This window comes from Pseudomonas sp. ACN8, assembly GCF_002303925.1.
Taxonomy (GTDB): Bacteria; Pseudomonadota; Gammaproteobacteria; order Pseudomonadales; family Pseudomonadaceae; genus Aquipseudomonas.
Genome location: NZ_MRCS01000019.1, coordinates 22,029 through 47,480 on the forward strand (window position 1 = coordinate 22,029; position 25,452 = coordinate 47,480).

A 25,452-nucleotide genomic window follows, 5' to 3' on the forward strand; every position below is an offset into this window, starting at 1 on the left:
GCCTCCCTCTTTCATCGCGATCTGCCGTTACAGGCTGGCAATCCGCGCATGCTGCTCGGCCAGCTTGCCCAGGGCCTGTTCGGCCTCGGCCAGTTTGGCGCGTTCTTTCTCGATGACTTCGGCTGGGGCCTTGTCAACGAAACCGGCGTTGGACAGCTTGCCGCCGACTCGTTGCACTTCACCTTGCAGACGCTGGATTTCCTTGTCCAGACGCGCCAGTTCCGCACCTTTGTCGATCAGGCCGGCCATTGGCACCAGCACTTCCATCTCCCCGACCAGCGCGGTGGCGGACAGCGGTGCTTCTTCGCCGGCAGCCAGTACGGTGATCGATTCGAGGCGCGCCAGCTTCTTCAGCAGGGCTTCGTTCTCGGTCAGGCGACGCTGATCCTCGGCGCTGACGTTCTTCAGGAACAGCGGCAGGGGTTTGCCCGGGCCGATGTTCATTTCGCCACGGATGTTGCGAGTGCCGAGCATCAGGCCCTTGAGCCATTCGATGTCATCTTCGGCCGCCTGATCGATGCGCGTTTCGTTGGCCACTGGCCAGGGTTGCAGCATGATCGTCTTGCCATCGATGCCGGCCAGCGGCGCGATGCGCTGCCAGATTTCTTCGGTGATGAACGGCATGAACGGGTGCGCCAGGCGCAGGGCGACTTCCAGTACGCGCACCAGGGTGCGACGGGTGCCGCGCTGGCGTTCGACCGGTGCGTTTTCGTCCCACAGCACAGGCTTGGACAGTTCCAGGTACCAGTCGCAATACTGGTTCCAGATGAACTCGTACAAGGCCTGTGCGGCCAGGTCGAAACGGAACTGATCGAGTTGGCGGGTCACTTCGGCTTCAGTGCGTTGCAGCTGCGAGATGATCCAGCGGTCAGCCAGCGACAACTCGTAGGCTTCGCCGTTCTGGCCGCAGTCTTCGCCCTTGTCCAGCACGTAGCGCGCCGCGTTCCAGATTTTGTTGCAGAAGTTGCGATAGCCTTCGACGCGACCCATGTCGAACTTGATGTCGCGGCCGGTGGACGCCAGCGAGCAGAAGGTGAAGCGCAGGGCGTCGGTGCCGTAGCTGGCGATGCCTTCGGCGAACTCGTCGCGGGTCTGCTTTTCGATCTTCTTCGCCAGTTTCGGCTGCATCATGCCGGAGGTGCGTTTCTGCACCAGGGCTTCGAGTTCGATGCCGTCGATGATGTCCAGCGGGTCCAGGACGTTGCCCTTGGACTTGGACATCTTCTGGCCCTGGCCGTCACGCACCAGGCCGTGCACATACACGGTCTTGAACGGAACCTGCGGCGTGCCGTCTTCGTTTTTCACCAAATGCATGGTGAGCATGATCATCCGGGCAACCCAGAAGAAAATGATGTCGAAGCCGGTCACCAGGACGTCGGTGGAGTGGAATTTCTTCAGGAACTCGGTTTTTTCCGGCCAGCCGAGAGTGGAGAACGTCCACAGGCCCGAGCTGAACCAGGTGTCGAGAACGTCGTTGTCCTGTTGCAGCGCAACGTCCGGGCCGAGGTTGTGCTTGGCGCGCACTTCGGCCTCGTCGCGACCGACATAGACCTTGCCCGATTCGTCGTACCAGGCCGGAATCCGGTGGCCCCACCACAACTGACGGCTGATGCACCAGTCCTGGATGTCGCGCATCCACGAGAAGTACATGTTTTCGTACTGTTTCGGCACGAACTGGATACGACCGTCTTCAACGGCGGCGATCGCAGGCTCGGCCAAAGGTTTGGTGGACACGTACCACTGGTCGGTCAGCCAAGGCTCGATGACAGTGCCGGAGCGGTCGCCTTTCGGTACTTTCAGGGCGTGATCGTCAACGCTGACCAGCAGGCCGATAGCGTCGAACGCGGCCACGATCTGCTTGCGCGCTTCGAAGCGGTCGAGACCGGCGTATTCGGCCGGGATCTTGCCGTCGATGCTTTCGTTCAGCGTGCCGTCGAGGTTGAACACCTGGCAAGCCGGCAGGACTGCTGCGTTCTTGTCAAAGATGTTCAGCAGCGGCAGGTTGTGACGCTTGCCGACTTCATAGTCGTTGAAGTCGTGGGCCGGGGTGATTTTCACGCAGCCGGTGCCGAATTCGGGGTCGCAGTAATCGTCGGCGATGATCGGGATGCGGCGGCCAACCAGTGGCAGCTCGACAAATTGGCCGATCAGGGCTTTGTAGCGTTCATCGTTCGGGTTAACGGCCACGGCGGAGTCGCCGAGCATGGTTTCCGGGCGAGTGGTCGCGACGATCAGGAAATCGTTGCCTTCAGCAGTCTTGGCGCCGTCGGCCAGCGGGTATTTCAGGTTCCACAGGAAACCTTTCTCGTCGTGGTTCTCCACTTCGAGGTCGGAAATCGCCGTGTGCAGCTTGGTGTCCCAGTTGACCAGGCGCTTGCCACGGTAGATCAGGCCGTCTTCGTGCAGGCGTACGAAAGCTTCTTTAACGGCTTCCGAGAGGCCGTCGTCCATGGTGAAACGCTCGCGGCTCCAATCTACGGACGAACCGAGGCGACGGATCTGGCGGCTGATGTTGCCACCGGACTCATCTTTCCATTCCCAGACTTTCTCGAGGAATTTCTCGCGGCCCAGGTCATGGCGGCTCTGGCCCTTGGCTTCGAGCTGACGCTCTACCAGCATCTGCGTGGCGATACCGGCGTGGTCGGTACCCGGCTGCCACAGGGTGTTGCGACCCTGCATGCGGCGGAAACGGATCAGGGCGTCCATGATCGCGTTATTGAAGCCGTGACCCATGTGCAGGCTGCCGGTGACGTTCGGCGGCGGGATCATGATGGTGTAGGACTCGCCCGCGCCTTGCGGGGCGAAGTAATTCTCTGACTCCCAGGTGTTGTACCAGGAAGTTTCAATGGCGTGCGGCTGGTAGGTCTTATCCATGCGCGGCGGGACCCTATTGGCATTTATTCAGGAAAAGCCGGGAAGTATAGCGGGGATGAGCCGATGCGCGTAGAGCGAGGTGACAATGGGTGGGGGAAAAGTTGTGACAAATCGACCCACAGGGATACATCTCCCTGTGGGAGCGAGCCTGCTCGCGATAGCAATCTGTCAGGCGACGCGATTCAAATCGTTATGTCGAGTTTCTTTCAGGCACAGCACGGCAATCAAACTCAACACCGCTGCCCCGGACACGTACCCGCCGACATAACTCAAACCCCCCATCGCAACCAGCTTCTGCGCGAAGAACGGTGCCGCCGAAGCACCGACGATACCGCCCAGGTTGTAGGCCGCCGAGGCGCCGGTGTAGCGCACGTGGGTGGGGAACAGCTCCGGCAACAGCGCACCCATCGGCGCAAACGTCACGCCCATCAGAAACAGTTCGATGCACAGGAACAGCGCCACACCCCAGGTCGAACCTTGGGTCAGCAGTGGCTCCATGAGGAAACCGGACAGGATCGCCAGCACACCGCCGATGATCAGCACCGGTTTGCGCCCGTAACGGTCGCTGGCCCAGGCCGACAGCGGGGTGGCGGCAGCCATGAACAGCACCGCGAAGCACAGCAGGCCGAGGAAGGTTTCGCGGCTGTAGCCGAGCGTTGCCACGCCGTAACTCAGGGAAAATACCGTGGAGATGTAAAACAGCGCGTAGCACACGACCATCGCGCCGGCGCCCAGCAAGACGGGCAACCAGTATTGGCCGAACAGCTCGAACAGCGGGATCTTCACGCGTTCCTGGCGCGCCATGGCGTTGGCGAATACCGGGGTCTCATGCAGCTTGAGGCGAACGTACAGGCCGACCATCACCAGTGCGGCGCTGAGCAGGAACGGAATACGCCAGCCCCATGAGCGGAACTGTTCGTCGTCCAGTGCCACGGCCAAAGTCAGGAACAGGCCATTGGCCGCCAGAAAACCGATGGATGGACCCAGCTGCGGGAACATGCCGAACCACGCACGCTTGCCTTTGGGCGCGTTCTCCGTGGCCAGCAATGCCGCGCCACCCCATTCACCGCCCAATCCAAGGCCCTGGCCGAAGCGCAGGACGCAAAGCAGGATCGGTGCCCAGGCGCCAATGCTGTCGTATCCCGGCAGCACGCCGATCAGCGTGGTACAGACGCCCATCAGCAGCAGCGAGGCGACCAGGGTCGACTTGCGGCCGATACGGTCGCCGAAGTGACCGAAAAGGGCCGAACCCAGGGGGCGCGCAAGGAAGGCGATGCCGAACGTGAGAAACGCAGAAAGCATCTGGGCGGTGCCGGATGTCTGCGGAAAGAACACCGGACCGATCACCAGCGCGGCGGCGGTGGCGTAGACGTAGAAGTCGTAGAACTCGATGGCGGTGCCGATGAAGCTTGCGGTGGCCACGCGGGTGGCGGAGTTCGTCGGTTGCGCAGGTGTGGAGTCGCTGTAGGTCGTGCTGGTCGTCATGCGGTTATCCCTGACTGTCATGTGCTCCAGTGGAGCGAATTATTATGGTCGAGAACCCAGGGATGTGGGTGGAGGCACGGTCGCTGTTCAAGGTAGGAACAGTCGTCGGTTTGTAGCGGACTTTGCGGGTGGACGGGCCGGAAGCTGCGAAGTGCGGGGTAAGCACGGGGGCCGGCGAGGCTTGGGTAAGCGCTACGATTATAGAAAGGTGGCTAACGATCGAACAAGTGGCTTGAGTGGCCACAAAAGATTTGCCCGATAGTTAGATAACCACAGGCATCGAGCTGGTCTGCCAGATCAGCACCCGCGTGACACGGTTGTCCTCGGTCTCGAGAATTTCCAGGCGATACCGGCCGATCTTCAGGCACACCGCGCTTTCGGGAATGGTTTCCAGCGCCTCGGTGACCAGGCCGTTCAGGGTTTTCGGGCCATCGCTGGGCAGGTGCCAGCCGAGGCTCTTGTTCAGCTCGCGAATGGACGCGGCACCGTCGATCACCAGGCGCCCGTCGGCTTGCGGATGAATGTGCGGATTGTCCAGGCTCTGCTGGCTTTCGAACTCGCCGACGATTTCTTCGAGAATGTCTTCCAGGGTGACGATGCCCAGCACTTCGCCGTATTCGTCGACTACCATGCCCAGGCGCCGCTGCTGCTTGTGGAAATTGAGCAGTTGCAGCTGCAACGGGGTGCTTTCCGGCACGAAGTACGGCTCGTGGCTGGCCGCCAGCAACGCTTCCCGGGTCAGGCTCGCATCGGGCAGCAGGTGAAGGATGTGTCGGGTGTTGAGGACGGCTTCGACCTGGTTGATATCACTGTGGAACACCGGCAGACGCGTGCGCCTGTTGTGGCGCAATTGTTCGATGATTTCTTCGATGGAGTCATCGAGATTGATGCCGTCCACGTCGCTGCGCGGTACCAGGATGTCATTGACGGTGATGTTGTCCAGCGCGTGGATGCCTGGCAGCGGGTGAGGGCGGCTTGCGGTTTCAGAGGGCGCATGCCGCTCCGTCAGCGCTTCGTCCTCACTCTGTTGCACCACTTTGGCCTTGCGGGCGAATGGCCGTGTCAGCAACTGGCTGATGCTATTGAGCAGCCATGCCGCGGGATAGATGATTTTCAGCGGTAGCCGCAGCAGGTTGTTGCCCTGGGCCAGGATCGCATCCGGATAGCGAGTGGCGAGGGCACGTGGCAAGTAGTCGGAAAACACCAGCAACATGGCGCCCGCTCCGAGGCAGGCGACCCACGGGCCGTTCTCGGCCCAGGTGAAAATGGCCAGCAAGGTACTGATGACCACCACCAGCGCACGGCACAGGGTGTTGCAAAAGATCAGGCTGGCCAAGGGAAAGCTGAGTTTCGCCACCGGTTTGTCGCTGGAACGCGTTGCGGTGCGCTGGGCCAGCAAATGCTGGTGCGCCGCTTCGATGGCGGTAAACAGCCCCGACCATAAAACCAGCAGGGTCAGTACCGCGAGCATCGGCCCTATGGGCAAGTCGTCCATTAATGCCGCCCGTCAGATATGCAGGATGTATTCACGAACCAGCTTGCTGCCGAAATACGCCAGCATCAACAGGCAAAAACCGGCCAGGGTCCAGCGAATGGCTTTGTGCCCGCGCCAGCCAAGGCGATTGCGTCCCCACAGCAGCACGCTGAAAACGATCCAGGCCAGGCAGGCCAGCAGGGTTTTGTGCACCAGATGCTGGGCGAACAGGTTTTCGACGAACAGCCAGCCGGAAATCAGCGAGAGCGACAACAGCGTCCAGCCGGCCCAGAGGAAACCGAACAGCAGGCTTTCCATGGTTTGCAGCGGCGGGAAGTTCTTGATCAGCCCGGAGGGGTGCTTGTGCTTGAGCTGGTGGTCTTGAATCAGCAGCAGCAAGGACTGGAACACCGCGATGGTGAACATGCCATAGGCCAGGATCGAAAGCAGGATGTGGGCGAGGATGCCAGGCTCCTCATCGATGACCTGTACCGTACCGGCGGGGGCGAAATGCGCCAGCATCACGGTCAGGGCTCCAAGGGGGAGCAGCAGGACCAGCAGGTTCTCTACGGGAATCCGCGAACAGGCCAGCAGGGTCAGTGCGATGACCGCCACGGCAATCAGGCTGGCGGCACTGAAGAAGTCCAGGGCCAGGCCGGTCGGGGTCAGCAGGTGGGTGAGCAGGCTGACGCTGTGGGCCAATACGGCGAGCACGCCGAGCATGACCAGCAGGCGTTTGTTGACCTTGGCGCCGGACGCCAGGCGAGTGCCCTGGTAAATGGTCGCAGCGGCATACAAGCAGGCGGCGGCGAGGGTAGTTAGCAAGCTGGGTGACAAGGGGAGCATAAATCCTGTTAGGCAAGCCCGAAAGTCGCTGAGTTTGGCATAGAACCCCCACCGCACGAAAGACCGCGCAACCTGACAGCGAGGTGTCCGCCGGCCACAGTCTTCGCTATAATCCGCGACCTGCCCACGCCGCAGGCTCGCCGAGCACACGTTTAGTCCGGTCCGGGCCGCCATTATCCCGGTCTACACAGGGCCTGAAAGGATCGCGCAATGTTTGAAAACTTAACCGACCGTCTCTCGCAGACGCTGCGCCATGTCACCGGCAAGGCCAAGCTGACTGAAGACAACATCAAAGACACCCTGCGTGAAGTGCGCATGGCGTTGCTCGAAGCCGACGTCGCCCTGCCGGTGGTCAAGGACTTCGTCAATTCGGTCAAGGAACGCGCCGTAGGCACCGAGGTGTCGCGCAGCCTGACGCCGGGCCAGGCCTTCGTGAAGATCGTCCAGGCCGAACTTGAAAGCCTGATGGGCGCGGCCAACGAAGATTTGAACCTGAGCGCCGTACCGCCAGCGGTCATCCTGATGGCCGGTTTGCAGGGCGCGGGTAAAACCACCACCGCCGGCAAGCTTGCGCGCTTCCTTAAAGAGCGCAAGAAGAAGACGGTCATGGTCGTGTCCGCCGACGTTTATCGTCCAGCGGCGATCAAACAGTTGGAAATGCTTGCCGGTGAAGTCGGCGTTACCTTCTTCCCGTCCGACCTGAGCCAGAAGCCGGTCGAGATCGCGCAAGCGGCTATCAAGGAAGCGAAACTCAAATTCATCGACGTGGTCATCGTCGATACCGCCGGTCGCCTGCACATCGATGAAGAGATGATGGGCGAGATCAAGGCGCTGCATGCCGCGATCAATCCGGTCGAAACCCTGTTCGTGGTCGACGCCATGACCGGTCAGGACGCCGCCAACACGGCCAAGGCCTTCGGTGATGCATTGCCGCTGACCGGTGTGATCCTGACCAAGGTCGACGGCGACGCCCGTGGCGGTGCCGCGCTTTCGGTGCGCGCCATCACCGGCAAGCCGATCAAGTTCATCGGTATGGGCGAGAAGAGCGAAGCACTCGATCCGTTCCACCCTGAGCGTATCGCCTCGCGCATCCTCGGCATGGGCGACGTGCTCAGCCTGATCGAGCAGGCGGAAGCGACCCTCGACAAGGACAAGGCCGACAAGCTTGCGAAGAAATTAAAGAAGGGCAAGGGCTTCGACCTCGAAGACTTCCGCGACCAGCTGCAACAGATGAAGAACATGGGCGGCCTCGGCGGGCTCATGGACAAGCTGCCAAACATGGGTGGCGTGAATCTGGCGCAGATGGGCAACGCCCAAGGCGCGGCAGAGAAACAATTCAAGCAGATGGAAGCCATCATCAACTCCATGACCCCGGCCGAGCGCCGCGACCCTGAGATGATCAGCGGTTCGCGCAAGCGCCGGATCGCCATGGGTTCCGGCACCCAGGTGCAGGACATCGGCCGCTTGATCAAGCAGCACAAGCAGATGCAGAAGATGATGAAGAAATTCTCCGCGAAAGGCGGAATGGCCAAGATGATGCGCGGCATGGGCGGAATGTTGCCCGGTGGCGGCATGCCCAAAATATAGTGTCCTTTCACGCCAATACTGTTCAGTTTTGGCGAGAAAGGACACACGAATCCGCGCCGGCCATCAGGTCGGCGCTGCCCCACACGGACGTGGGATACACAGCAAACCCGCACTTGGCGGGAGCTGACCGGCCGTTTTCAACGACGGCTCTATAGCAAATCTGCATGGCGGCCGATAGACCGCCGGAAAAAGTCATTTGCAAAAGTCCGGATATTCCTTAGAATATGCGGCCTTTCGGGCACCCATGCCCGCTGTGCCTTTAGATTTGCAGCACCGACTACAGGAACGATGTTCACATGCTAACAATCCGTCTTGCCCTTGGCGGCTCCAAAAAGCGCCCGTTTTACCACTTGACCGTAACCGACAGCCGCAACCCGCGCGACGGTTCGCACAAGGAACAGGTTGGCTACTTCAACCCTGTTGCCCGTGGTCAGGAAGTTCGTCTGTCCGTGAACCAAGAGCGCGTAGCCTACTGGCTGAGCGTTGGTGCACAACCTTCTGAGCGCGTTGCTCAGTTGTTGAAGGAATCTGCCAAGGCTGCGGCCTGAGCAATATGAACGCGACGCCAGCTGTTGCCGATGATTTGATCGTTATTGGCAAAATTTATTCTGTTCATGGCGTTCGCGGCGAGGTGAAGGTGTATTCCTTTACTGATCCGACTGAAAACCTGTTGCAGTACAAAACCTGGACGCTCAAGCGCGAAGGCAATGTGAAACAGGTCGAGCTGGTCAGCGGACGTGGGAACGACAAGTTCCTGGTCGCGAAGCTCAAGGGTCTTGATGATCGTGAAGAAGCTCGTCTTCTGGCTGGTTATGAGATCTGTGTGCCGCGCAACCTGTTCCCTGAATTGACCGACGGCGAGTACTACTGGTACCAGCTGGAAGGTCTGAAGGTTATTGATCAACTCGGGCAATTGCTCGGGAAAATCGATCATCTTCTGGAAACCGGCGCCAATGATGTAATGGTGGTCAAGCCTTGCGCTGGCAGCCTGGATGATCGCGAGCGCCTATTGCCCTATACGGAGCAATGCGTGTTGGCTGTCGACCTTGCCGCAGGCGAGATGAAGGTGGAATGGGATGCGGATTTCTAAACGTGGCTAACCTGCGCGTAGAAGTGATCAGTCTGTTTCCCGAGATGTTCTCCGCCATCAGCGAGTACGGCATCACCAGTCGGGCGGTGAAACAGGGGCTCTTGCAGCTCACCTGTTGGAATCCGCGAGACTACACGACGGATCGACATCACACTGTGGACGATCGCCCGTTTGGCGGTGGTCCGGGCATGGTGATGAAGATCAAGCCCCTGGAAGATGCTCTGGTTCAGGCCAAGGCAGCAGCCGGGGAGGCGGCGAAGGTAATTTACCTGTCCCCCCAAGGCCGTCAACTGAATCAGTCGGCGGTACGCGAGTTGGCGAATCTGGATGCATTGATCCTGATTGCCGGCCGCTATGAAGGCATTGACGAGCGTTTTATTGATGCTCATGTCGATGAAGAGTGGTCGATTGGCGACTATGTACTGTCTGGCGGCGAGCTGCCGGCGATGGTCCTGATCGATGCGGTTACACGACTGCTGCCTGGAGCTTTAGGGCATGCGGACTCCGCCGAGGAAGATTCCTTTACGGATGGTTTGCTGGATTGCCCGCACTACACCCGACCGGAGGTGTATGCGGATCAGCGTGTTCCCGACGTATTGCTAAGTGGCAATCACGCGCACATCCGGCGTTGGCGTTTACAGCAGTCCCTTGGTCGGACCTTTGAACGACGCGCCGATCTTCTGGAAAGCCGCTCGCTTTCTGGAGAAGAGAAGAAGCTGCTCGAGGAATACATCCGCGAGCGGGACGATAGTTAACAACGTATCGATGGTAGATCCGACGATTTACCTTAGGAGCACAGCATGACTAACAAAATCATCCTTGCACTCGAAGCAGAGCAGATGACCAAAGAGATCCCTACCTTTGCCCCGGGCGACACCATTGTCGTTCAGGTGAAAGTGAAGGAAGGCGACCGTTCGCGTCTGCAAGCGTTCGAAGGTGTTGTTATCGCCAAGCGTAACCGCGGCGTAAACAGTGCATTCACCGTTCGTAAAATCTCCAACGGTGTTGGCGTAGAGCGTACTTTCCAGACCTACTCCCCGCAAATCGACAGCATGGCTGTCAAGCGTCGCGGTGACGTACGTAAAGCCAAGCTGTACTACCTGCGTGACCTGTCGGGTAAAGCAGCTCGCATCAAGGAAAAACTGGCTTAAGTCCAGCTTCCGATGCAAAAAAAAGCAGCCTGCGGGCTGCTTTTTTGTTGCCTGCGATTTGATGATGGCCAGGGTCTGCGCGAAACCCTGTAGGAGCGAGCCTGCTCGCGATGGACGTCAACGATAACGCGTCCTTTCTGGATGGCCGCGTTATCCAGACGTTTTTCGCGAGCAGGCTCGCTCCCACAAATACGCGTGGCCCTGGAGGCTGCGATCTTTCAGCGATTCAGGATTGCTGAGTCTCTGGCTGAATCAACGCCAACAACGTCCACCCCGCTGCGGGCTTGATCGTGCTTTCTGGCGTCACTACATGCACCCAACCGCTGTCGTCGCGCACGAACAACAAGGTCGCACGCTCGCCATGCAGCGCGCGGTAATCGTCCCAGCTGAAACCATCCGTCAACGTTGTGCTGTACAGTTCGGCGCCCTGGCTCAGCTGGCTGGCGAGTTTGGCGTAGGTCAGCGCTTCGCTGCCCAATTGATTGCCGCGATGTTCCAGGCTGGTACGGTGCTTGTCGGTGCGGCGGCTTTCCTGGCCACTGGCCAGGCCGAACATGCGCTGATGGCCCAGTTCATGTCGAAAGCGCATCAGCGCCAGGGTGTTCATCTCGCCGGAGGGTGACAGCGCCAGTAAATGCCCGAGGCCGACCAGGTCCAGGTGCGCATCGGCATGTTGCGACGCCGGGTTGCCAAAATAGGTCGACAAGCCTTCCATCCGCGCTGCACTAATGTTTTCCCAGCTCGAATCCGTCAGCAGCACCCGGCTGCCCAGTTGTTGCAGTGCCTTGCCCAGTGTGCGCGCAGGCCCGTTGGCGCCGATGATCAGGAAACCGCTCGGTGCCGGTTCCGCCACCTTCAACAGGCGAGCCAGCGGTCGTGCCGTCGCGCTTTGCAATACCACCGTGCCGATGATCACCGCAAAGGTGAGCGGCACCAGCAGCAACGCTCCCTGATGACCGGCCTCATGCAGGCGAATGGCGAAGATGGCCGACACCGCCGCTGCCACGATGCCCCTTGGGGCAATCCATGCCAGCAGCGCTCGCTCGCGCCAACCCAGGCTGGAGCCCGCCGTGCTCAGCAGCACATTCAAAGGGCGGGCGATGAACTGAATGACCAGCAGCAAAATCAGCACCAGAGGCCCGAGGCCGATCATGGCGTTCAGGTCCAGCCGGGCCGCCAGCAGAATGAACAGGCCGGAGATCAGCAGCACGCTGAGGTTCTCCTTGAAGTGCAGGATGTGCCGCACGTCCACGCCTTTCATGTTGGCCAGCCACATGCCCATCAAGGTCACGGCCAGCAATCCGGATTCGTTGGTGACTTCGTTGGAGCCAATGAAAATACCCAGTACTGCCGCGAGCGCTGCCAGGTTGTGCAGGTATTCCGGCAGCCACTGGCGGCGAATCAGGGTGCCGAGCAACCAGCCACCAAAAACACCGAACAGGCTGCCGCACAAGATCACGCCACCGAAGGTCAGCAGGCTTTCCTTGAGGCCGTTACCTTCGGAGCTGGCGATGATGAAGCTATAGACGACCACCGCCAGCAAGGCCCCGATGGGGTCGATGGCAATGCCTTCCCAGCGCAGGATGTTGGCAATCGACGCTTTCGGGCGCACGACGCGCAGCATCGGTACGATCACGGTCGGCCCGGTCACCAGGGTCAGACTGCCGAACAGGATGGCCAGCATCCAGTCGAAATCCAGCAGCCAGTGAGTGGCGACAGCAATGACCACCCAGGTAGAGAGGGCGCCAATGGTGACCAGGCGATGGACGACGCTGCCGATTTCGCGCCACTCGGACAGATGCAGTGTCAGGCTGCCTTCGAACAGGATCAGCGCCACCGCCAGGGACACCAGGGGCATCAACAGTGGCCCGAACATCTCCTGCGGGTCGAGCAAGTGCAGCACGGGGCCGGCCAGGATACCGGTCAGCAGCAGAAAAAGAATCGCCGGCAGTTTCAAGCGCCAGGCCAGCCATTGGCAAAGCAGCGCCGCCGCGCCTATCCCGCCAAATGCCAATAAAATCTGCTGCTCGCTCATTGCTGCTCCCTGTTCCTTGAATTGGCGGCCTATGAAAGACTAGCGGCCGTTTCCATGTCCAATTTTAATTTTGTGCGCGGCCTCCAGGCTGCGTGATTCGAGTGCCCATGCCTGCCATCGATCACCCGCTGATAGACCAATTCCTCGATGCCCTGTGGCTGGAGAAAGGCCTTTCCGATAACACCCGCGATGCCTATCGCAGTGACCTGGCGCTGTTCAACGGCTGGCTACAGGACAAAGGACTGGAGTTGGTCAATGCCGGGCGCGAGTTGATACTCGACCACCTGGCCTGGCGCCTGGAGCAAAACTACAAGCCTCGTTCCACGGCGCGATTTCTCTCGGGTGTGCGTGGCTTCTATCGCTATCTGTTGCGGGAAAAGATGATTGCCGTCGATCCAACGCTACGGATTGATATGCCGCAACTCGGCAGGCCGCTACCAAAGTCCTTGTCCGAGACCGATGTGGAAGCCTTGCTGAAGGCACCTGATTTGAGCGAGGCCATTGGCCAGCGCGACCGGGCCATGCTTGAAGTGCTGTACGCCTGTGGCTTGCGGGTGACCGAGCTGATCAGCCTCACCCTGGAACAAGTCAATTTGCGTCAAGGCGTGTTGCGAGTGATGGGCAAGGGCAGCAAGGAGCGGCTGGTGCCGATGGGCGAGGAGGCGATTGTCTGGGTCGAGCGCTACATGCGTGATGCCCGCGGCGAACTGCTTGGCGGGCGTCCCAGCGATGTGTTGTTCCCGAGCCAGCGTGGCGAGCAGATGACCCGCCAGACCTTCTGGCACCGGATCAAGCACCAGGCCAAGGTGGCCGGGATCGGCAAGTCGCTGTCGCCCCACACCTTGCGCCACGCCTTCGCCACGCACCTGCTCAACCACGGCGCAGACCTGCGGGTGGTGCAGATGCTGCTGGGGCACAGCGATTTGTCGACGACGCAGATCTATACCCATGTTGCCAGGGCACGGTTGCAGGACCTGCATGCCAAACACCATCCCAGAGGTTGATGCAGAACCTGTGGGAGCCACAAATGTCTTGCATCAGGTGCATTCGGCCATGCGGACCTTATGTGATAGGCTGGGCCGGTTTGCACGATGGGCGGTTATGACCCGGTGTTTCGGCACGGGCGTTCTGATCGTCCCATATGTTCGCCTTCAGGAGTTCTCATGCGTCTGACCCAGATTTTCGCCGCCGCAGCCATTGCGTTGGTCAGCACCTTTGCCGTCGCCGATGACGCGGCCGACAAAGCCATTCGTAAAAGCCTGGAAAACCTCCAGCTCGAAGTGCCGGTAGAGACCATCACCGCCAGTCCGTTGCCAGGCCTGTATGAAGTCAAACTCAAGGGCAGCCGTGTGCTGTACGCCAGCGCCGACGGCCAGTACGTGGTCCAGGGCTACCTGTTCGATCTCAAGGACGGCAAGCCGGTCAACCTGACCGAGAAGACCGAACGCCTGGGCATCTCCAGGCTGATCAACGCCATCCCGGTTGCCGAAACCGTCGTCTACCCGGCCATTGGCGAAACCAAGTCGCACATCACCGTATTCACCGACACCACCTGCCCGTATTGCCACAAGCTGCACGCCGAAGTACCTGAGCTGAACAAGCGCGGCATCGAAGTGCGCTACGTCGCGTTCCCGCGCCAGGGCCTGGGCTCGCCGGGTGACGAGCAGCTGCAAGCGGTGTGGTGCTCGAAAGACAAGAAAGCGGCCATGGACAAAATGGTCGACGGCAAGGAAATCAAGGCCGCCAAGTGCGATAACCCGGTTTCCAAACAGTTCGCCCTCGGTCAGTCCATCGGCGTGAACGGCACACCGGCCATCGTTTTGGCCGACGGTCAGGTCATTCCGGGCTACCAGCCTGCGCCACAAGTCGCCAAACTGGCGCTGGGCGCGAAGTAAATTCGCATCGTCACGGCAAGCCTTGACGATCATGGTCCGGCAGCGACATTCGCCGGGCCATCAATAGAGAGCCGCGAACATGCGGTTGTTTTCACGGCCGGCCTCGAGTCGGCCGTTTTATGGGGAGTTCACAGTGAAACCGGTCAAAGTAGGCATCTGTGGGTTAGGAACCGTCGGTGGCGGTACCTTCAACGTACTTCAGCGTAACGCCGAGGAAATTGCTCGTCGTGCCGGGCGTGGGATCGAAGTGGCACAAATTGCCATGCGCACGCCAAAGCCTCAGTTCCAAACGACCGGTATTGCGATTACCAACGATGTCTTCGAAGTGGCCACGAACCCTGAGATCGACATCGTTATAGAGCTGATGGGCGGCTACACCGTTGCCCGCGAGCTGGTACTCAAGGCCATCGAGAATGGCAAGCATGTGGTCACCGCGAACAAGGCGCTTATCGCCGTTCACGGTAATGAAATTTTCGCCAAGGCCCGCGAGAAGGGCGTGATCGTTGCGTTCGAAGCGGCGGTGGCCGGTGGCATCCCGGTGATCAAGGCGATCCGCGAAGGCCTGTCCGCCAACCGCATCAACTGGGTGGCCGGCATCATCAACGGCACCGGCAACTTCATCCTGACGGAAATGCGCGAGAAGGGTCGCACCTTCGAAGACGTTTTGGCCGAAGCCCAGGCACTGGGTTACGCCGAAGCCGATCCGACCTTCGACGTCGAGGGTATCGACGCCGCCCACAAGCTGACGATCCTGGCGTCCATCGCGTTCGGTATTCCGCTGCAGTTCGACAAGGCCTACACCGAAGGCATCACCAGGCTGACCACCGCCGACGTGAACTACGCCGAAGCGCTGGGCTACCGCATCAAGCACCTGGGCGTGGCGCGCAGCACCGCGGCCGGTATCGAACTGCGCGTGCACCCGACGCTGATCCCGGCCGATCGTCTGATCGCCAACGTCAACGGCGTGATGAACGCGGTGATGGTCAACGGCGATGCTGCCGGTTCGACCCTGTTCTACGGCGCCGGCGCCGGCATGGAGCCGACCGCTTCGTCGGTGATCGCCGATTTGGTGGACGTGGTTCGCGCCATGACTTCCGACCCGGAAAACCGCGTGCCACACCTGGCGTTCCAGCCGGATTCGCTGTCGGCTCACCCGATCCTGCCGATCGAAGCCTGCGAAAGCGCCTACTACCTGCGCATCCAGGCCAAGGACCATCCGGGCGTATTGGCTCAGGTCGCGAGCATCCTCTCGGAGCGCGGCATCAACATCGAGTCGATCATGCAGAAGGAAGCCGAGGAGCACGACGGCCTGGTGCCGATGATCCTGCTGACCCACCGCGTGCTGGAACAGCACATCAACGATGCCATCGCTGCGTTGGAAGCCCTGGCGGGTGTGGTCGGTCCGGTCGTACGGATCCGTGTCGAGCACCTGAACTAAGCCGATATCGTTGACCGGGCTCGCTAGCGGGCCCGGCACTACGAACACTGTCCATTGGAGTCAGTCATGCGTTACATCAGTACCCGCGGCCAGGCACCGGCCCTGAATTTCGAAGACGTCCTGCTGGCAGGCCTTGCCACCGACGGCGGTCTGTACGTCCCGGAAAGCCTGCCACGTTTTACCCAGGAAGAAATCGCTTCCTGGGCCGGCCTGCCGTATCACGAGCTGGCCTTCCGCGTCATGCGCCCGTTCGTCACCGGCAGCATTCCGGATGCCGATTTCAAGAAGATTCTCGAAGAAACCTACGGCGTATTCGCCCACAGCGCCGTTGCGCCGCTGCGTCAGCTGAACGGCAACGAATGGGTGCTGGAGCTGTTCCACGGCCCGACCCTGGCGTTCAAGGACTTCGCCCTGCAACTGCTCGGTCGTTTGCTCGACTACGTGCTGGAAAAGCGCGGCGAGCGCGTGGTTATCGTGGGTGCCACCTCCGGTGATACCGGTTCGGCCGCCATCGAAGGCTGCAAGCACTGCGAAAACGTCGACATCTTCATCCTGCATCCGCACAACCGAGTGTCCGAAGTGCAGCGTCGGCAGATGACCACCATCTTCGGTGAGAACATCCACAACATCGCCATCGAAGGCAACTTCGATGACTGCCAGGAAATGGTCAAGGCGAGCTTCGCTGACCAGGGCTTCCTCAAGGGCACTCGCCTGGTCGCCGTGAACTCGATCAACTGGGCGCGGATCATGGCCCAGATCGTTTACTACTTCCACGCGGCCCTGCAACTGGGCGGCCCGGCGCGTTCGGTGTCGTTCTCGGTGCCGACCGGCAACTTCGGCGACATCTTCGCCGGTTACCTGGCGCGCAACATGGGCCTGCCGATCAACCAGTTGATCGTCGCCACCAATCGCAACGACATCCTGCACCGCTTCATGAGCGGCAACCAGTACGTCAAGGAAACCCTGCACGCCACGCTGTCGCCGTCCATGGACATCATGGTGTCGTCGAACTTCGAACGCCTGCTGTTCGACCTGCACGGTCGCAACGGCGCGGCAATCGCCGGGCTGATGGACTCGTTCAAGCAGGGCGGCGGCTTCAGCGTCGAGCAAGAGCGCTGGACCGAAGCCCGCAAGTTGTTCGACTCGCTGGCCGTGGATGACGCGCAAACCTGCGAAACCATCGCCGAAGTCTACGAGCAGACTGGCGAAGTGCTGGATCCGCACACGGCCATCGGCGTGAAAGCTGCGCGGGAATGCCGTCGCAGCCTGGACATTCCAATGGTGATCCTGGGCACCGCCCACCCGGTCAAATTCCCGGACGCCGTGGAAAAAGCCGGTGTAGGAAAAGCTCTCGAGCTGCCGGTACATCTTTCTGATTTGTTTGAGCGAGACGAACGTTGCACCGTATTGCCAAATGACCTGAAGGCCGTGCAGGCCTTTGTCAGCAAGCATGGCAACCGCGGCAAGCCGCTGTAACCTTCAGCGCTGTAACATTTTGAAGCCCGTCTCCTGACGGGCTTTTTCATTTCTGCATGCACACTTGTCGTGTTATCGCCGCGAAGGGACTGGCGAGTGGATCACCAAGGACGTGGGAATGCTGTTTACAAGTGTGTTCAAGCCAGTTGTGCGCTGGCTGTTTTTATTCGGCATGCTGGGAATCGCCGAATGGGGAGGGGCGAACCCTGCATCTATTCCGGAACGCGGGATGTCTACCCCCCGCACAAAGGTCGTGCTGAATGACCAGGAGTTGCAATGGATGGCCAGCCATCCACGGGTCGTGGTCACGGCACTGGAATACCCGTTGTACCTGTTCAAGGATGAACATGGCCAATGGACGGGCTTGAACAGTGACCTGCTCAAGCGCATCAGTGACATGACGGGGTTGCGGTTCGTTTACCAGGAGTCTTTTTCCACCGATCAGATGCTGGCCCATCTGGAAAGCGGCACCGCGGATTTGAGTACGACCCTGGCGATGAATGACGAGCGAAAGGCGTTTCTCGATTTCAGCCATGCGTTCGGTGGTGCAGGATGGGTCTTTGTCGGGCAGGCCGGGGCACCGCCGGTGCAGTCGCTGGAGGATATGGCGAAGCGGGTGCTGGTGCTGCCGACCCGGCATGCACTGGAAGCGATGGTGCGTCGCAATTACCCGTCCATCGAGTTGCGTTCGGTTAAAACCTACGCCGAAGCCCGTGCCTGGGTGGAAAGCGGCGAAGCCTACGCCACCCTCGAAAGCGAAATCGGCGCCCAGCTTATTCCGTCGGGTCGGCTACAGATCGGCGCCGTGGTGCCGGGCAAATGGGATGCGGATTATCTGGCGGTGCGCAAAGGCCAGCCGCAGCTGCTGAGTATCCTCAACAAAGCGCTTGAGGCGTTTCCTGAACAGGAGTTGCGCGACCTTCGCCGGAAGTGGTTCGGCGGCGCTGCCGTGCCACGGGCGCCGGGCCTCTGGCAGCGGATCGACCAGTGGGTTTGCTGGGGCGTGTTGGTGGTCAGCCTGTTCGGGCTGTTGTCCCTGCTCTGGAATCGGCGGTTGGCGGTGGTGGTCAGGCAACGGGGCGAGGCCCAAAGCAGCCTGCGCGATCAGCTCGCCTTCCAGCACGCCCTGATGGATGCCATGCCTGACCCGATGTTTGTCCGTGATCTGCAAGGGCGCTTGATCATGTGCAACAAAAGTTATGAGGACGCCTTGTCGATGCGCTTTGACCAGATGCAGGGGCGGCAGTTGATCGAGGTCGACGCCATGCCCAGACAAACCGCGGAACTGCTGCATGCCGAGTACATGGCGCAATTGAGTACACGCAGGACGCGCTTTTTCGAGCGTCAATTGATGTTCAAGGACGGTGTCAGGGATATCTACCAGTGGACAGTGCCGTTTTATACGGCCGATGGCCAGCTACGAGGATTGTTGGGAGGCTGGGCCGATATCGCCCGGCGCACCCGACAGACGTGATGGTGGCGTTTTTTCTCTGTCATGTTCGCCGTGCATGCTCACTTGACTGGGTTGCAGGTTCGCCTGCGGTCAGTATCCAGAACTTTCTTCTCGGGCCAGCGGTCATTTGTTGCAGGCCTGCCCCAGGCACGTTGTTTTTGGACTATTGAGTGGTGATCGGGATGGAAAGTATCAGTCTGTTGCTCGGTGAGGCGCTGAGCCCGTATCAGGTTACGTTGACCCCGTCGGGCATTCGTGGCGAATGCCGGGTGACCCTGAAGAATGCTATCGGCGCGACCGTGGTCGAGCGCGAGTTCAATCAGACCCAGTTGAACGACAAACGCCTGCTGACGGATGTGGTCGACGGTTTGCATCGCGACGTGCTGATCGCTGAAGGACGCCTTGAGCCTTGTGTCATCGCGGCATTGCGTAATGCGGCGCAGGACAAGCTGTTGGCCAGCCGCAATTGAACGGATTTTTGTGGGAACCTTCCCGCGCCCAGGTCAGTCAGACTTTGTAACAGCAGGATCAAGCATTGTGCTCCGGTGCTTGTAGCTTGCTGCTACTGGTCTGCAAACAGACCACGTTTAACCCCGAGTCGTCTCCCCACTTCTCGGGGTTTCTTTTGCCCGGCATTTGTCAGGGTTGCGCCAGGTTGTCGAAAAACGCCTTGGTGTCTTTCAGGTAATCGCTGCGACTCTCCGGATCCAGCCAGGCGGCGTAGGCCTCGTCAAGACGTTCACGGGGAAGGGTGCGCAGCACCTGGTTGATCTCGACAATGGCCTGCCGGCCCTTTGGTGTGTCGGTGCAACCGATGTAACCGGACAGGTATTTGCCTGTGCCACGGATCGGATAGAACTGCAATTCATCCTCGGCAATGCCTTGCAGCGAGGCCTGGTAGCGAATTTCCGGGCGATAGCCCAACAGCAGGCGCAAGCGACCCAGGCGCTGCATCTGCAGCAGGCTGCCCAAGGCATCATTACCGTAATGCGCGGTCAGCGCGTCGGCTGGCGCTTGCTTGAGCAGTGCGTCGAGGTATTCGCCATAATTGCGCTCGGCAATGACCCCCAGTTTTTCATTGCCGCTGGCGAGCAGCGCTGCGAGGTCCACTTCGCCGTCCTTGATAAAGGGCGCCAGTACTTTCTGGTCGACGCGCCGCACGGCCAGGCCATTGCTCATGGCGCGGAAGACCGGGATGGAAAAGGCGATCCACTGTTCCCGTTCCTTGCTCCAGTTCAGTGCCGCGTCGCAGACGAGGGACGGCTCGTGGAGCATTTGCAGTCCACGTGCGCGATTGACCCTCATCACGTTGTGTTGGTATTGCGGCATGCCGGCAATCAACAGTGGAAGCAGTTGATCGATAACGCCCTGGCCCTTTTTCGGCCCGTCGAAGATTGTCAGCGGCGGCAGGTCGCGCTTGAGCCAGATCAGGGTTTCCCTGGTTTGCGCCAGAGCTGAGGGGGCCGGTTCAAGGAGCAGGAGCGAAATCGCCAGTACACACAGCCACCACCCGCCCCGTGACGGGCAGTGCCCAACGGCCCATGCAGGCAGGCGCCTCAGTTCAGATGGCTCCGTCTTTGCGCAACTGTGCGATCTGCGTCGCGTCATAGCCAAGTTCCTGGAGTACCTGTGTGTTGTGCTCACCCAGTTGTGGCCCGACCCATTCACATTCCCCGGGTGTCTCTGAGAGTTTCGGCACAATGCCCGGCATCTTGAAGTCTTTGCCGTCCGGCAGCTTGGCTTGAAGGAACATTTCCCGTGCCAGGTACTGAGGGTCATTGAACATGTCTTCGGCGCTGAAGATCCGGCTGGCCGGCACTTCGGCCTGATTGAGCTGCGCCAGCACCCTGTCCAGCGGCAACGAATTGACCCAGCGATCGATGACGCCATAAATCTCGTCGCGTCGGGCATCGCGGCCATCGTTGCTGGCAAGCTGGAGGTCGTTGGCCAGGTCTTCCCGGCCAATGATCAGCATGAAGCGTTTGAAGATCGCGTCGCCATTGGCGCCGATCTGCACGTGCTTGCCATCGGCGCTGGTGTGGATCGAGGACGGGGTGATGCCGGGCATGATATTGCCCGTGCGTTCGCGGATGAAGCCGAACACGTCGAACTCCGGGACCATGCTTTCCATCATCGCGAAGATGGCTTCGTACAGCGCTACGTCCACCACTTGCCCCTGGCCGCCGTTGACTTCGCGATGACGCAGGGCCATCAACGCGCCAATCACGCCCCAGAGCGCGGCAATCGAGTCGCCGATGGAAATGCCGGTGCGCACCGGAGGCCGGTCTTCGAAACCGGTGATGTAGCGCAGGCCCCCCATGGACTCACCGACCGCGCCAAAGCCGGGCTGATCTTTCATCGGGCCGGTCTGGCCGAATCCCGAAAGCCGCACCATGACCAGTTTCGGGTTCAGGGCGTGCAGGACGTCCCAGCCCAGGCCGAGTTTTTCCAGGACGCCGGGACGAAAGTTCTCGATCAGAATGTCGGCTTCAGCCAGCAGCTGTTTCAGGATCGCCTGGCCGTCGGGATGCTTGAGGTTGAGGGTCAGGGACTTTTTATTGCGGGCCTGGACGAACCACCACAATGAAGTGCCTTCATACAGCTTGCGCCATTTTCGCAACGGATCACCGCCGTCCGGGGATTCGATCTTGATCACATCGGCACCGAATTCCGCGCAAATGCGCGAGGCAAACGGGCCGGCAATCAAGGTGCCCAATTCGATGACTTTCAGACCGGAAAGCGGTTTGGCGGTGAGCGGCATGCTGGATCCTGTGGGGCAAGGGTTGAGCGGATAGAGCGTTTTAACATAGCCGACTGTCAGACGCTCCCGCTTGATTGTGTTCAATTCGTGGATTGCCCGTCGCATCGGTTAGACTTGCCGCCTTTCCTCGTATCAAGAAGCCCGTTCATGGCCCAGCCGTCCACGACCTACAAGTTTGAACTGAACCTCACCGACCTTGACCGCAGCGTCTATGAGAGCGTGAAGCAGACCATCGCCCGTCACCCTTCGGAAACCGAAGAGCGCATGACCGTGCGCCTGCTGGCCTATGCCCTCTGGTACAACGAGCAGTTGTCTTTTGGCCGTGGTCTGTCGGAAGTGGATGAGCCGGCCTTGTGGGAAAAAAGCCTGGATGACCGCGTGCTGCACTGGATCGAAGTCGGCCAGCCGGATGCCGAGCGCCTGACCTGGTGCTCGCGCCGCACCGAGCGCACCAGCCTGCTGGCTTACGGCAGCCTGCGAGTCTGGGAAACCAAAGTGATTCCGGCGATCAAGAACCTGAAAAACGTTCACATCGCCGCCGTGCCCCAAGAAGTGCTGGAAACCCTGGCCAAGGACATGCCCCGCGTTATCAAGTGGGACGTGATGATCAGCGAAGGCACGATTTTCGTCACCGACGACCGTGGTCAGCACGAAGTCCAGTTGCAATGGCTGAGCGGTGAACGCGGCTGATTTTTCGCCGCTGCCCCGCGTCACCCGGTTTTATCCTACGTATTGAAGAGAAGCATCTTTCACCCCATGCGCATCGAACCTCGCCAGCTGCCCGACACCCTGCCATTCCTCGGTGATATTCCACCGCTGTTGACCCGCCTGTACGCAGCTCGGGGCGTGCAGTCTGAGGCAGAACTGGACAAGAGCCTGGCGCGGTTGATTCCGTTCCAGCAACTCAAGGGCATCGATGCCGCCGTGGATCTGCTGGTGACTGCGCTCGAACAGCGCCAGCGCATTCTGATCGTCGGCGACTTCGATGCCGACGGCGCGACGGCCAGTACCGTGGGCACGCTGGGTCTGCGTTTGCTGGGTGCGGCACATGTCGATTACCTGGTGCCCAACCGATTCGACTACGGCTATGGCCTGACACCGGAAATCGTCGCAGTGGCGCTTGAGCGTCAGCCGCATTTGCTGATCACCGTCGACAACGGCATCTCCAGCGTCGAAGGCGTGGCAGCGGCGAAAAAGGCCGGACTCAAGGTGCTCGTCACCGACCACCACTTGCCCGGCGACGAGCTGCCGCTGGCCGATGCCATCGTCAATCCGAACCAGCCCGGTTGCGAATTTCCGAGCAAGGCACTGGCCGGTGTCGGGGTAATTTTCTATGTGCTGATGGCCCTGCGTGCGCGGTTGCGCGAGCTGGGTTGGTACACAAGCAAGCCGCAGCCGAATATCGGCGAACTGCTCGATCTGGTGGCTCTGGGCAGTGTGGCCGACGTGGTACCGCTGGATGCCAACAACCGGATTCTGGTGCATCAGGGCCTGGAACGGATTCGTGCCGGACGTGCCCGGCCGGGGATCAAGGCGATTCTCGAAGTGGCCAAGCGTGACCATGCGCGCATCACCTCCACCGATCTGGGTTTCATTGTCGGCCCGCGCCTGAACGCGGCGGGGCGTCTGGATGACATGAGCCTGGGCATCGAATGCCTGCTGACCGAAGACGCAGGTCTGGCCCGTGAGATGGCGGCGCAACTGGACGGCATGAACCAGGATCGCAAATCCATCGAGCAAGGCATGCAGCGCGAAGCGCTGGCGCAGCTCAAGGATTTGCCGGTGGAGTCGATGCCGTTCGGCTTGTGCCTGTTCGATCCCGAGTGGCATCAGGGCGTCATCGGTATCCTCGCGTCACGGATGAAAGAGCGCTACTTCCGCCCGACCATCGCCTTTGCCGATGCCGGGGATGGCCTGCTCAAGGGCTCGGGGCGTTCGGTCCAGGGCTTTCACATTCGCGATGCCTTGAGTGTGGTGGCGGCGCAGCACCCGAATCTGATCACCAAATACGGTGGCCACGCGATGGCGGCCGGCCTGACGCTGCCGGAAGCGAATTTCCCCTTGTTCGCCGAAGCCTTTGACGCTGAAGTGCGCCGGCAGATGCGCGAAGAAGACCTGACTGGCCGGCTGTTGTCGGACGGCACCCTGGCGGTGGAGGAGTTCCACCTGGAGCTGGCCCGTGCCCTGCGGCATGCCGGCCCTTGGGGGCAACACTTCCCGGAACCCTTGTTTCATGGGGTATTCCAGTTGGTCGAGCAGCGTGTCGTTGGCGAGCGACACCTTAAAGTCGTGCTCAAAAGTGAATGTGGCTCGGTAAAGCTCGACGGCATTGCCTTCGGGATCGACCGGGACATCTGGCCGAATCCGACCATCAAGTGGGTGGAACTGGCCTACAAGCTCGACCTCAACGAGTTTCGCGGCAACGAGACGGTCCAGCTGATGATTGCCCACATCGAACCGCGTTGACCCCCTGTAGGAGCGAGCTCGCTCGCGATGGTCGTGAACGATGGCGCTGGGGACCTGACACCCCGCGGTGTCCTGTCGTCCATCGCGAGCGAGCTCGCTCCTACAAGAGGGCGACATCCCCCGATGTCGACTAGGCTCTAAACACTGCTTGATTTTGGCCTTGTGACGTTTTGTCGAATTTTTTGCCCGCGGGGGCGGGTGTTGTACCTTTTTCCTGTCACTCGTCGACTATTCAAACAGAACCTGGAGCCTGCCCACTGATTCGAGAGGTGCCCCATGAGTCTGCTGCTTGAACCCTTTACCCTTCGCCAATTGACCCTGCCCAACCGCATCGCGGTATCGCCGATGTGCCAATACTCCAGCGCCGATGGCCTGGCCAATGACTGGCATCTGGTCCACCTCGGCAGCCGCGCTGTCGGCGGGGCCGGGCTGGTGTTTACCGAAGCCACGGCGGTCACCGCCGACGGGCGTATCACGGCCGAGGACCTCGGTCTGTGGAATGACGAACAGATCGAACCCCTGCAACGCATCACCCGCTTCATCACCGCTCAGGGCGCCGTTGCCGGCATCCAGCTGGCCCATGCCGGGCGCAAGGCGAGCACCTACCGGCCGTGGCTCGGAAAACATGGCAGCGTCAAGCCCGAGGAGGGCGGCTGGGTGCCGGTCGGCCCTTCACCGATTGCATTCGATCCACAGCACACCCAGCCCAGGCAACTCGATGATGGCGAGATCGCCAAGGTCATCCAGGCCTTTGTCGATGCGGCAAAGCGCTCACTGACGGCCGGTTTCAAAGTGGTCGAAGTGCACGCGGCCCATGGTTACCTGCTGCATCAGTTTCTGTCGCCGTTGAGCAATCAGCGTCGCGATCAATATGGCGGTTCGTTTGAAAATCGCATTCGGCTGGTGCTGCAGGTCACCGAAGCGGTGCGTGCGGTGTGGCCTGAAGAGTTGCCGGTGTTTGTCCGGGTCTCAGCCACCGACTGGGTGGAGGACGGCTGGAACCCCGATGAAACAGTGGAACTGGCACGCCGTCTCAAAGCCCTGGGGGTCGACCTGATCGACGTCTCGTCGGGCGGGACGGCGGTGAATGCCGAGATTCCCACAGGGCCGGGTTACCAGACCCGCTTCGCCGAGCGTGTGCGCAAGGAGTCGGGCATGGCCACCGGCACGGTCGGCATGATCACCGAGCCGGCCCAGGCCGAGCACATCCTGCGCACCTGTCAGGCGGACATCATTTTCCTCGCTCGTGAATTGTTGCGCGACCCGTATTGGGCGCTGCACGCGGATGACGACTTGGGCGGGCACAAGGCCGTGTGGCCGGCGCAGTATCAGCGGGCGACTCACCGTGAGCAGCCCATTCATGAATCGGATTTGCGCGACTGAAATCCTTCGATACGAAAAAGCCCCTGAATCGTGAGATT

General features: G+C 60.4%; 21 protein-coding genes. 14 read left to right on the forward strand and 7 right to left on the reverse strand.

The genetic code is table 11. From position 1 onward, the window contains the following. Positions 1 to 27 precede the first annotated feature (27 nt). The 4 genes from BSF44_RS12730 to BSF44_RS12745 form a co-directional block, all read right to left on the reverse strand. Positions 28 to 2,874, reverse strand: a complete 2,847-nt coding sequence (locus BSF44_RS12730) for a valine--tRNA ligase (protein ID WP_095943809.1) — start codon at positions 2,872 to 2,874, stop codon at positions 28 to 30. A 168-nt stretch (positions 2,875 to 3,042) separates the two neighbouring features. After that, complete coding sequence (locus BSF44_RS12735) at positions 3,043 to 4,359, reverse strand: MFS transporter (RefSeq protein ID WP_095943810.1); 1,317 nt, start codon at positions 4,357 to 4,359, stop codon at positions 3,043 to 3,045. Between the two features lie 262 nt (positions 4,360 to 4,621). Next, positions 4,622 to 5,854, reverse strand: coding sequence for a transporter associated domain-containing protein (locus BSF44_RS12740; RefSeq protein WP_095943811.1), 1,233 nt, complete (start codon positions 5,852 to 5,854; stop codon positions 4,622 to 4,624). 12 nt (positions 5,855 to 5,866) lie between these two features. Continuing rightward, positions 5,867 to 6,679 carry an inner membrane protein YpjD gene (locus BSF44_RS12745; RefSeq protein WP_056726163.1) on the reverse strand — a complete coding sequence of 271 codons (813 nt, stop codon included), beginning with the start codon at positions 6,677 to 6,679 and terminating at the stop codon, positions 5,867 to 5,869. Positions 6,680 to 6,889: 210 nt separating this feature from the next. Between BSF44_RS12745 and ffh the strand changes: the two genes are divergently transcribed. The 5 genes from ffh to rplS all read left to right on the forward strand — a co-directional run bounded on the left by ffh (position 6,890) and on the right by rplS (position 10,507). Next, the gene (ffh, locus tag BSF44_RS12750) at positions 6,890 to 8,266 is read left to right on the forward strand and encodes a signal recognition particle protein (protein ID WP_095943812.1); all 1,377 of its coding nucleotides are present in this window, start codon (positions 6,890 to 6,892) and stop codon (positions 8,264 to 8,266) included. A 296-nt stretch (positions 8,267 to 8,562) separates the two neighbouring features. Then, a complete protein-coding gene (gene rpsP / locus BSF44_RS12755; RefSeq protein WP_007972721.1) occupies positions 8,563 to 8,814 on the forward strand; it encodes a 30S ribosomal protein S16 in 252 nt (83 codons plus the stop codon). A 5-nt stretch (positions 8,815 to 8,819) separates the two neighbouring features. Continuing rightward, complete coding sequence (gene rimM / locus BSF44_RS12760; RefSeq protein ID WP_008014731.1) at positions 8,820 to 9,356, forward strand: ribosome maturation factor RimM; 537 nt, start codon at positions 8,820 to 8,822, stop codon at positions 9,354 to 9,356. Next, on the forward strand, positions 9,338 to 10,111 hold the full coding sequence (gene trmD, locus BSF44_RS12765; protein ID WP_172435344.1) for a tRNA (guanosine(37)-N1)-methyltransferase TrmD: 774 nt from the start codon (positions 9,338 to 9,340) through the stop codon (positions 10,109 to 10,111). Before rimM ends, trmD begins: the two co-directional genes overlap by 19 nt. A 45-nt stretch (positions 10,112 to 10,156) precedes the next feature. Beyond that, positions 10,157 to 10,507 carry a 50S ribosomal protein L19 gene (gene rplS, locus BSF44_RS12770; protein ID WP_003175895.1) on the forward strand — a complete coding sequence of 117 codons (351 nt, stop codon included), beginning with the start codon at positions 10,157 to 10,159 and terminating at the stop codon, positions 10,505 to 10,507. A 226-nt stretch (positions 10,508 to 10,733) separates the two neighbouring features. Here rplS and BSF44_RS12775 read toward each other — a convergent pair whose 3' ends face one another. Next, a complete protein-coding gene (locus tag BSF44_RS12775; protein WP_095943813.1) occupies positions 10,734 to 12,542 on the reverse strand; it encodes a sodium:proton antiporter in 1,809 nt (602 codons plus the stop codon). Positions 12,543 to 12,649: 107 nt separating this feature from the next. Between BSF44_RS12775 and xerD the strand changes: the two genes are divergently transcribed. The 6 genes from xerD to BSF44_RS12805 all read left to right on the forward strand — a co-directional run bounded on the left by xerD (position 12,650) and on the right by BSF44_RS12805 (position 19,274). Further along, positions 12,650 to 13,546, forward strand: coding sequence for a site-specific tyrosine recombinase XerD (gene xerD / locus BSF44_RS12780; protein WP_095943814.1), 897 nt, complete (start codon positions 12,650 to 12,652; stop codon positions 13,544 to 13,546). Between the two features lie 159 nt (positions 13,547 to 13,705). Next, positions 13,706 to 14,437, forward strand: a complete 732-nt coding sequence (gene dsbC / locus BSF44_RS12785) for a bifunctional protein-disulfide isomerase/oxidoreductase DsbC (RefSeq protein WP_095943815.1) — start codon at positions 13,706 to 13,708, stop codon at positions 14,435 to 14,437. 133 nt (positions 14,438 to 14,570) lie between these two features. Continuing rightward, entirely contained in the window at positions 14,571 to 15,875 is a 1,305-nt protein-coding gene (locus tag BSF44_RS12790; protein ID WP_053155104.1) for a homoserine dehydrogenase, read from the forward strand. Between the two features lie 66 nt (positions 15,876 to 15,941). Then, a complete protein-coding gene (gene thrC, locus BSF44_RS12795; RefSeq protein ID WP_095943816.1) occupies positions 15,942 to 17,351 on the forward strand; it encodes a threonine synthase in 1,410 nt (469 codons plus the stop codon). A 118-nt stretch (positions 17,352 to 17,469) separates the two neighbouring features. Then, complete coding sequence (locus BSF44_RS12800) at positions 17,470 to 18,825, forward strand: transporter substrate-binding domain-containing protein (protein ID WP_095943817.1); 1,356 nt, start codon at positions 17,470 to 17,472, stop codon at positions 18,823 to 18,825. A 161-nt stretch (positions 18,826 to 18,986) separates the two neighbouring features. After that, positions 18,987 to 19,274: a DUF3509 domain-containing protein gene (locus tag BSF44_RS12805; protein WP_095943818.1), complete on the forward strand. Its 288-nt coding sequence runs from the start codon at positions 18,987 to 18,989 to the stop codon at positions 19,272 to 19,274. Positions 19,275 to 19,443: 169 nt separating this feature from the next. Here BSF44_RS12805 and BSF44_RS12810 read toward each other — a convergent pair whose 3' ends face one another. Both BSF44_RS12810 and BSF44_RS12815 read right to left on the reverse strand, forming a co-directional pair. Then, on the reverse strand, positions 19,444 to 20,412 hold the full coding sequence (locus tag BSF44_RS12810; protein ID WP_095943819.1) for a TIGR02285 family protein: 969 nt from the start codon (positions 20,410 to 20,412) through the stop codon (positions 19,444 to 19,446). After that, positions 20,366 to 21,565, reverse strand: a complete 1,200-nt coding sequence (locus tag BSF44_RS12815) for a CaiB/BaiF CoA-transferase family protein (protein WP_095943820.1) — start codon at positions 21,563 to 21,565, stop codon at positions 20,366 to 20,368. The genes BSF44_RS12810 and BSF44_RS12815 overlap by 47 nt, the downstream gene beginning before the upstream one ends. A 147-nt stretch (positions 21,566 to 21,712) precedes the next feature. Here BSF44_RS12815 and BSF44_RS12820 point away from each other — a divergent pair, with 147 nt between their 5' ends. The 3 genes from BSF44_RS12820 to BSF44_RS12830 all read left to right on the forward strand — a co-directional run bounded on the left by BSF44_RS12820 (position 21,713) and on the right by BSF44_RS12830 (position 25,414). After that, positions 21,713 to 22,255: a YaeQ family protein gene (locus tag BSF44_RS12820; protein ID WP_095943821.1), complete on the forward strand. Its 543-nt coding sequence runs from the start codon at positions 21,713 to 21,715 to the stop codon at positions 22,253 to 22,255. A gap of 66 nt (positions 22,256 to 22,321) precedes the next feature. Continuing rightward, positions 22,322 to 24,031: a single-stranded-DNA-specific exonuclease RecJ gene (gene recJ, locus BSF44_RS12825; protein ID WP_095943822.1), complete on the forward strand. Its 1,710-nt coding sequence runs from the start codon at positions 22,322 to 22,324 to the stop codon at positions 24,029 to 24,031. Positions 24,032 to 24,307: 276 nt separating this feature from the next. Further along, positions 24,308 to 25,414 (forward strand): NADH:flavin oxidoreductase/NADH oxidase, encoded by a 1,107-nt coding sequence (locus BSF44_RS12830; RefSeq protein ID WP_095943823.1) that lies wholly within the window; start codon positions 24,308 to 24,310, stop codon positions 25,412 to 25,414. Positions 25,415 to 25,452 lie beyond the last annotated feature (38 nt).

What these genes read in the sequence shown, in the direction of transcription:
- BSF44_RS12730 (WP_095943809.1), bottom strand. Translation starts at nt 2,874, where the DNA reads ATGGATAAGACCTACCAGCCGCACGCCATTGAAACTTCCTGGTACAAC.
- BSF44_RS12735 (WP_095943810.1), bottom strand. Translation starts at nt 4,359, where the DNA reads ATGACGACCAGCACGACCTACAGCGACTCCACACCTGCGCAACCGACG.
- BSF44_RS12740 (WP_095943811.1), bottom strand. Translation starts at nt 5,854, where the DNA reads ATGGACGACTTGCCCATAGGGCCGATGCTCGCGGTACTGACCCTGCTG.
- BSF44_RS12745 (WP_056726163.1), bottom strand. Translation starts at nt 6,679, where the DNA reads ATGCTCCCCTTGTCACCCAGCTTGCTAACTACCCTCGCCGCCGCCTGC.
- ffh (WP_095943812.1), top strand. Translation starts at nt 6,890, where the DNA reads ATGTTTGAAAACTTAACCGACCGTCTCTCGCAGACGCTGCGCCATGTC.
- rpsP (WP_007972721.1), top strand. Translation starts at nt 8,563, where the DNA reads ATGCTAACAATCCGTCTTGCCCTTGGCGGCTCCAAAAAGCGCCCGTTT.
- rimM (WP_008014731.1), top strand. Translation starts at nt 8,820, where the DNA reads ATGAACGCGACGCCAGCTGTTGCCGATGATTTGATCGTTATTGGCAAA.
- trmD (WP_172435344.1), top strand. Translation starts at nt 9,338, where the DNA reads ATGGGATGCGGATTTCTAAACGTGGCTAACCTGCGCGTAGAAGTGATC.
- rplS (WP_003175895.1), top strand. Translation starts at nt 10,157, where the DNA reads ATGACTAACAAAATCATCCTTGCACTCGAAGCAGAGCAGATGACCAAA.
- BSF44_RS12775 (WP_095943813.1), bottom strand. Translation starts at nt 12,542, where the DNA reads ATGAGCGAGCAGCAGATTTTATTGGCATTTGGCGGGATAGGCGCGGCG.
- xerD (WP_095943814.1), top strand. Translation starts at nt 12,650, where the DNA reads ATGCCTGCCATCGATCACCCGCTGATAGACCAATTCCTCGATGCCCTG.
- dsbC (WP_095943815.1), top strand. Translation starts at nt 13,706, where the DNA reads ATGCGTCTGACCCAGATTTTCGCCGCCGCAGCCATTGCGTTGGTCAGC.
- thrC (WP_095943816.1), top strand. Translation starts at nt 15,942, where the DNA reads ATGCGTTACATCAGTACCCGCGGCCAGGCACCGGCCCTGAATTTCGAA.
- BSF44_RS12800 (WP_095943817.1), top strand. Translation starts at nt 17,470, where the DNA reads ATGCTGTTTACAAGTGTGTTCAAGCCAGTTGTGCGCTGGCTGTTTTTA.
- BSF44_RS12805 (WP_095943818.1), top strand. Translation starts at nt 18,987, where the DNA reads ATGGAAAGTATCAGTCTGTTGCTCGGTGAGGCGCTGAGCCCGTATCAG.
- BSF44_RS12810 (WP_095943819.1), bottom strand. Translation starts at nt 20,412, where the DNA reads ATGACGCGACGCAGATCGCACAGTTGCGCAAAGACGGAGCCATCTGAA.
- BSF44_RS12815 (WP_095943820.1), bottom strand. Translation starts at nt 21,565, where the DNA reads ATGCCGCTCACCGCCAAACCGCTTTCCGGTCTGAAAGTCATCGAATTG.
- BSF44_RS12820 (WP_095943821.1), top strand. Translation starts at nt 21,713, where the DNA reads ATGGCCCAGCCGTCCACGACCTACAAGTTTGAACTGAACCTCACCGAC.
- recJ (WP_095943822.1), top strand. Translation starts at nt 22,322, where the DNA reads ATGCGCATCGAACCTCGCCAGCTGCCCGACACCCTGCCATTCCTCGGT.
- BSF44_RS12830 (WP_095943823.1), top strand. Translation starts at nt 24,308, where the DNA reads ATGAGTCTGCTGCTTGAACCCTTTACCCTTCGCCAATTGACCCTGCCC.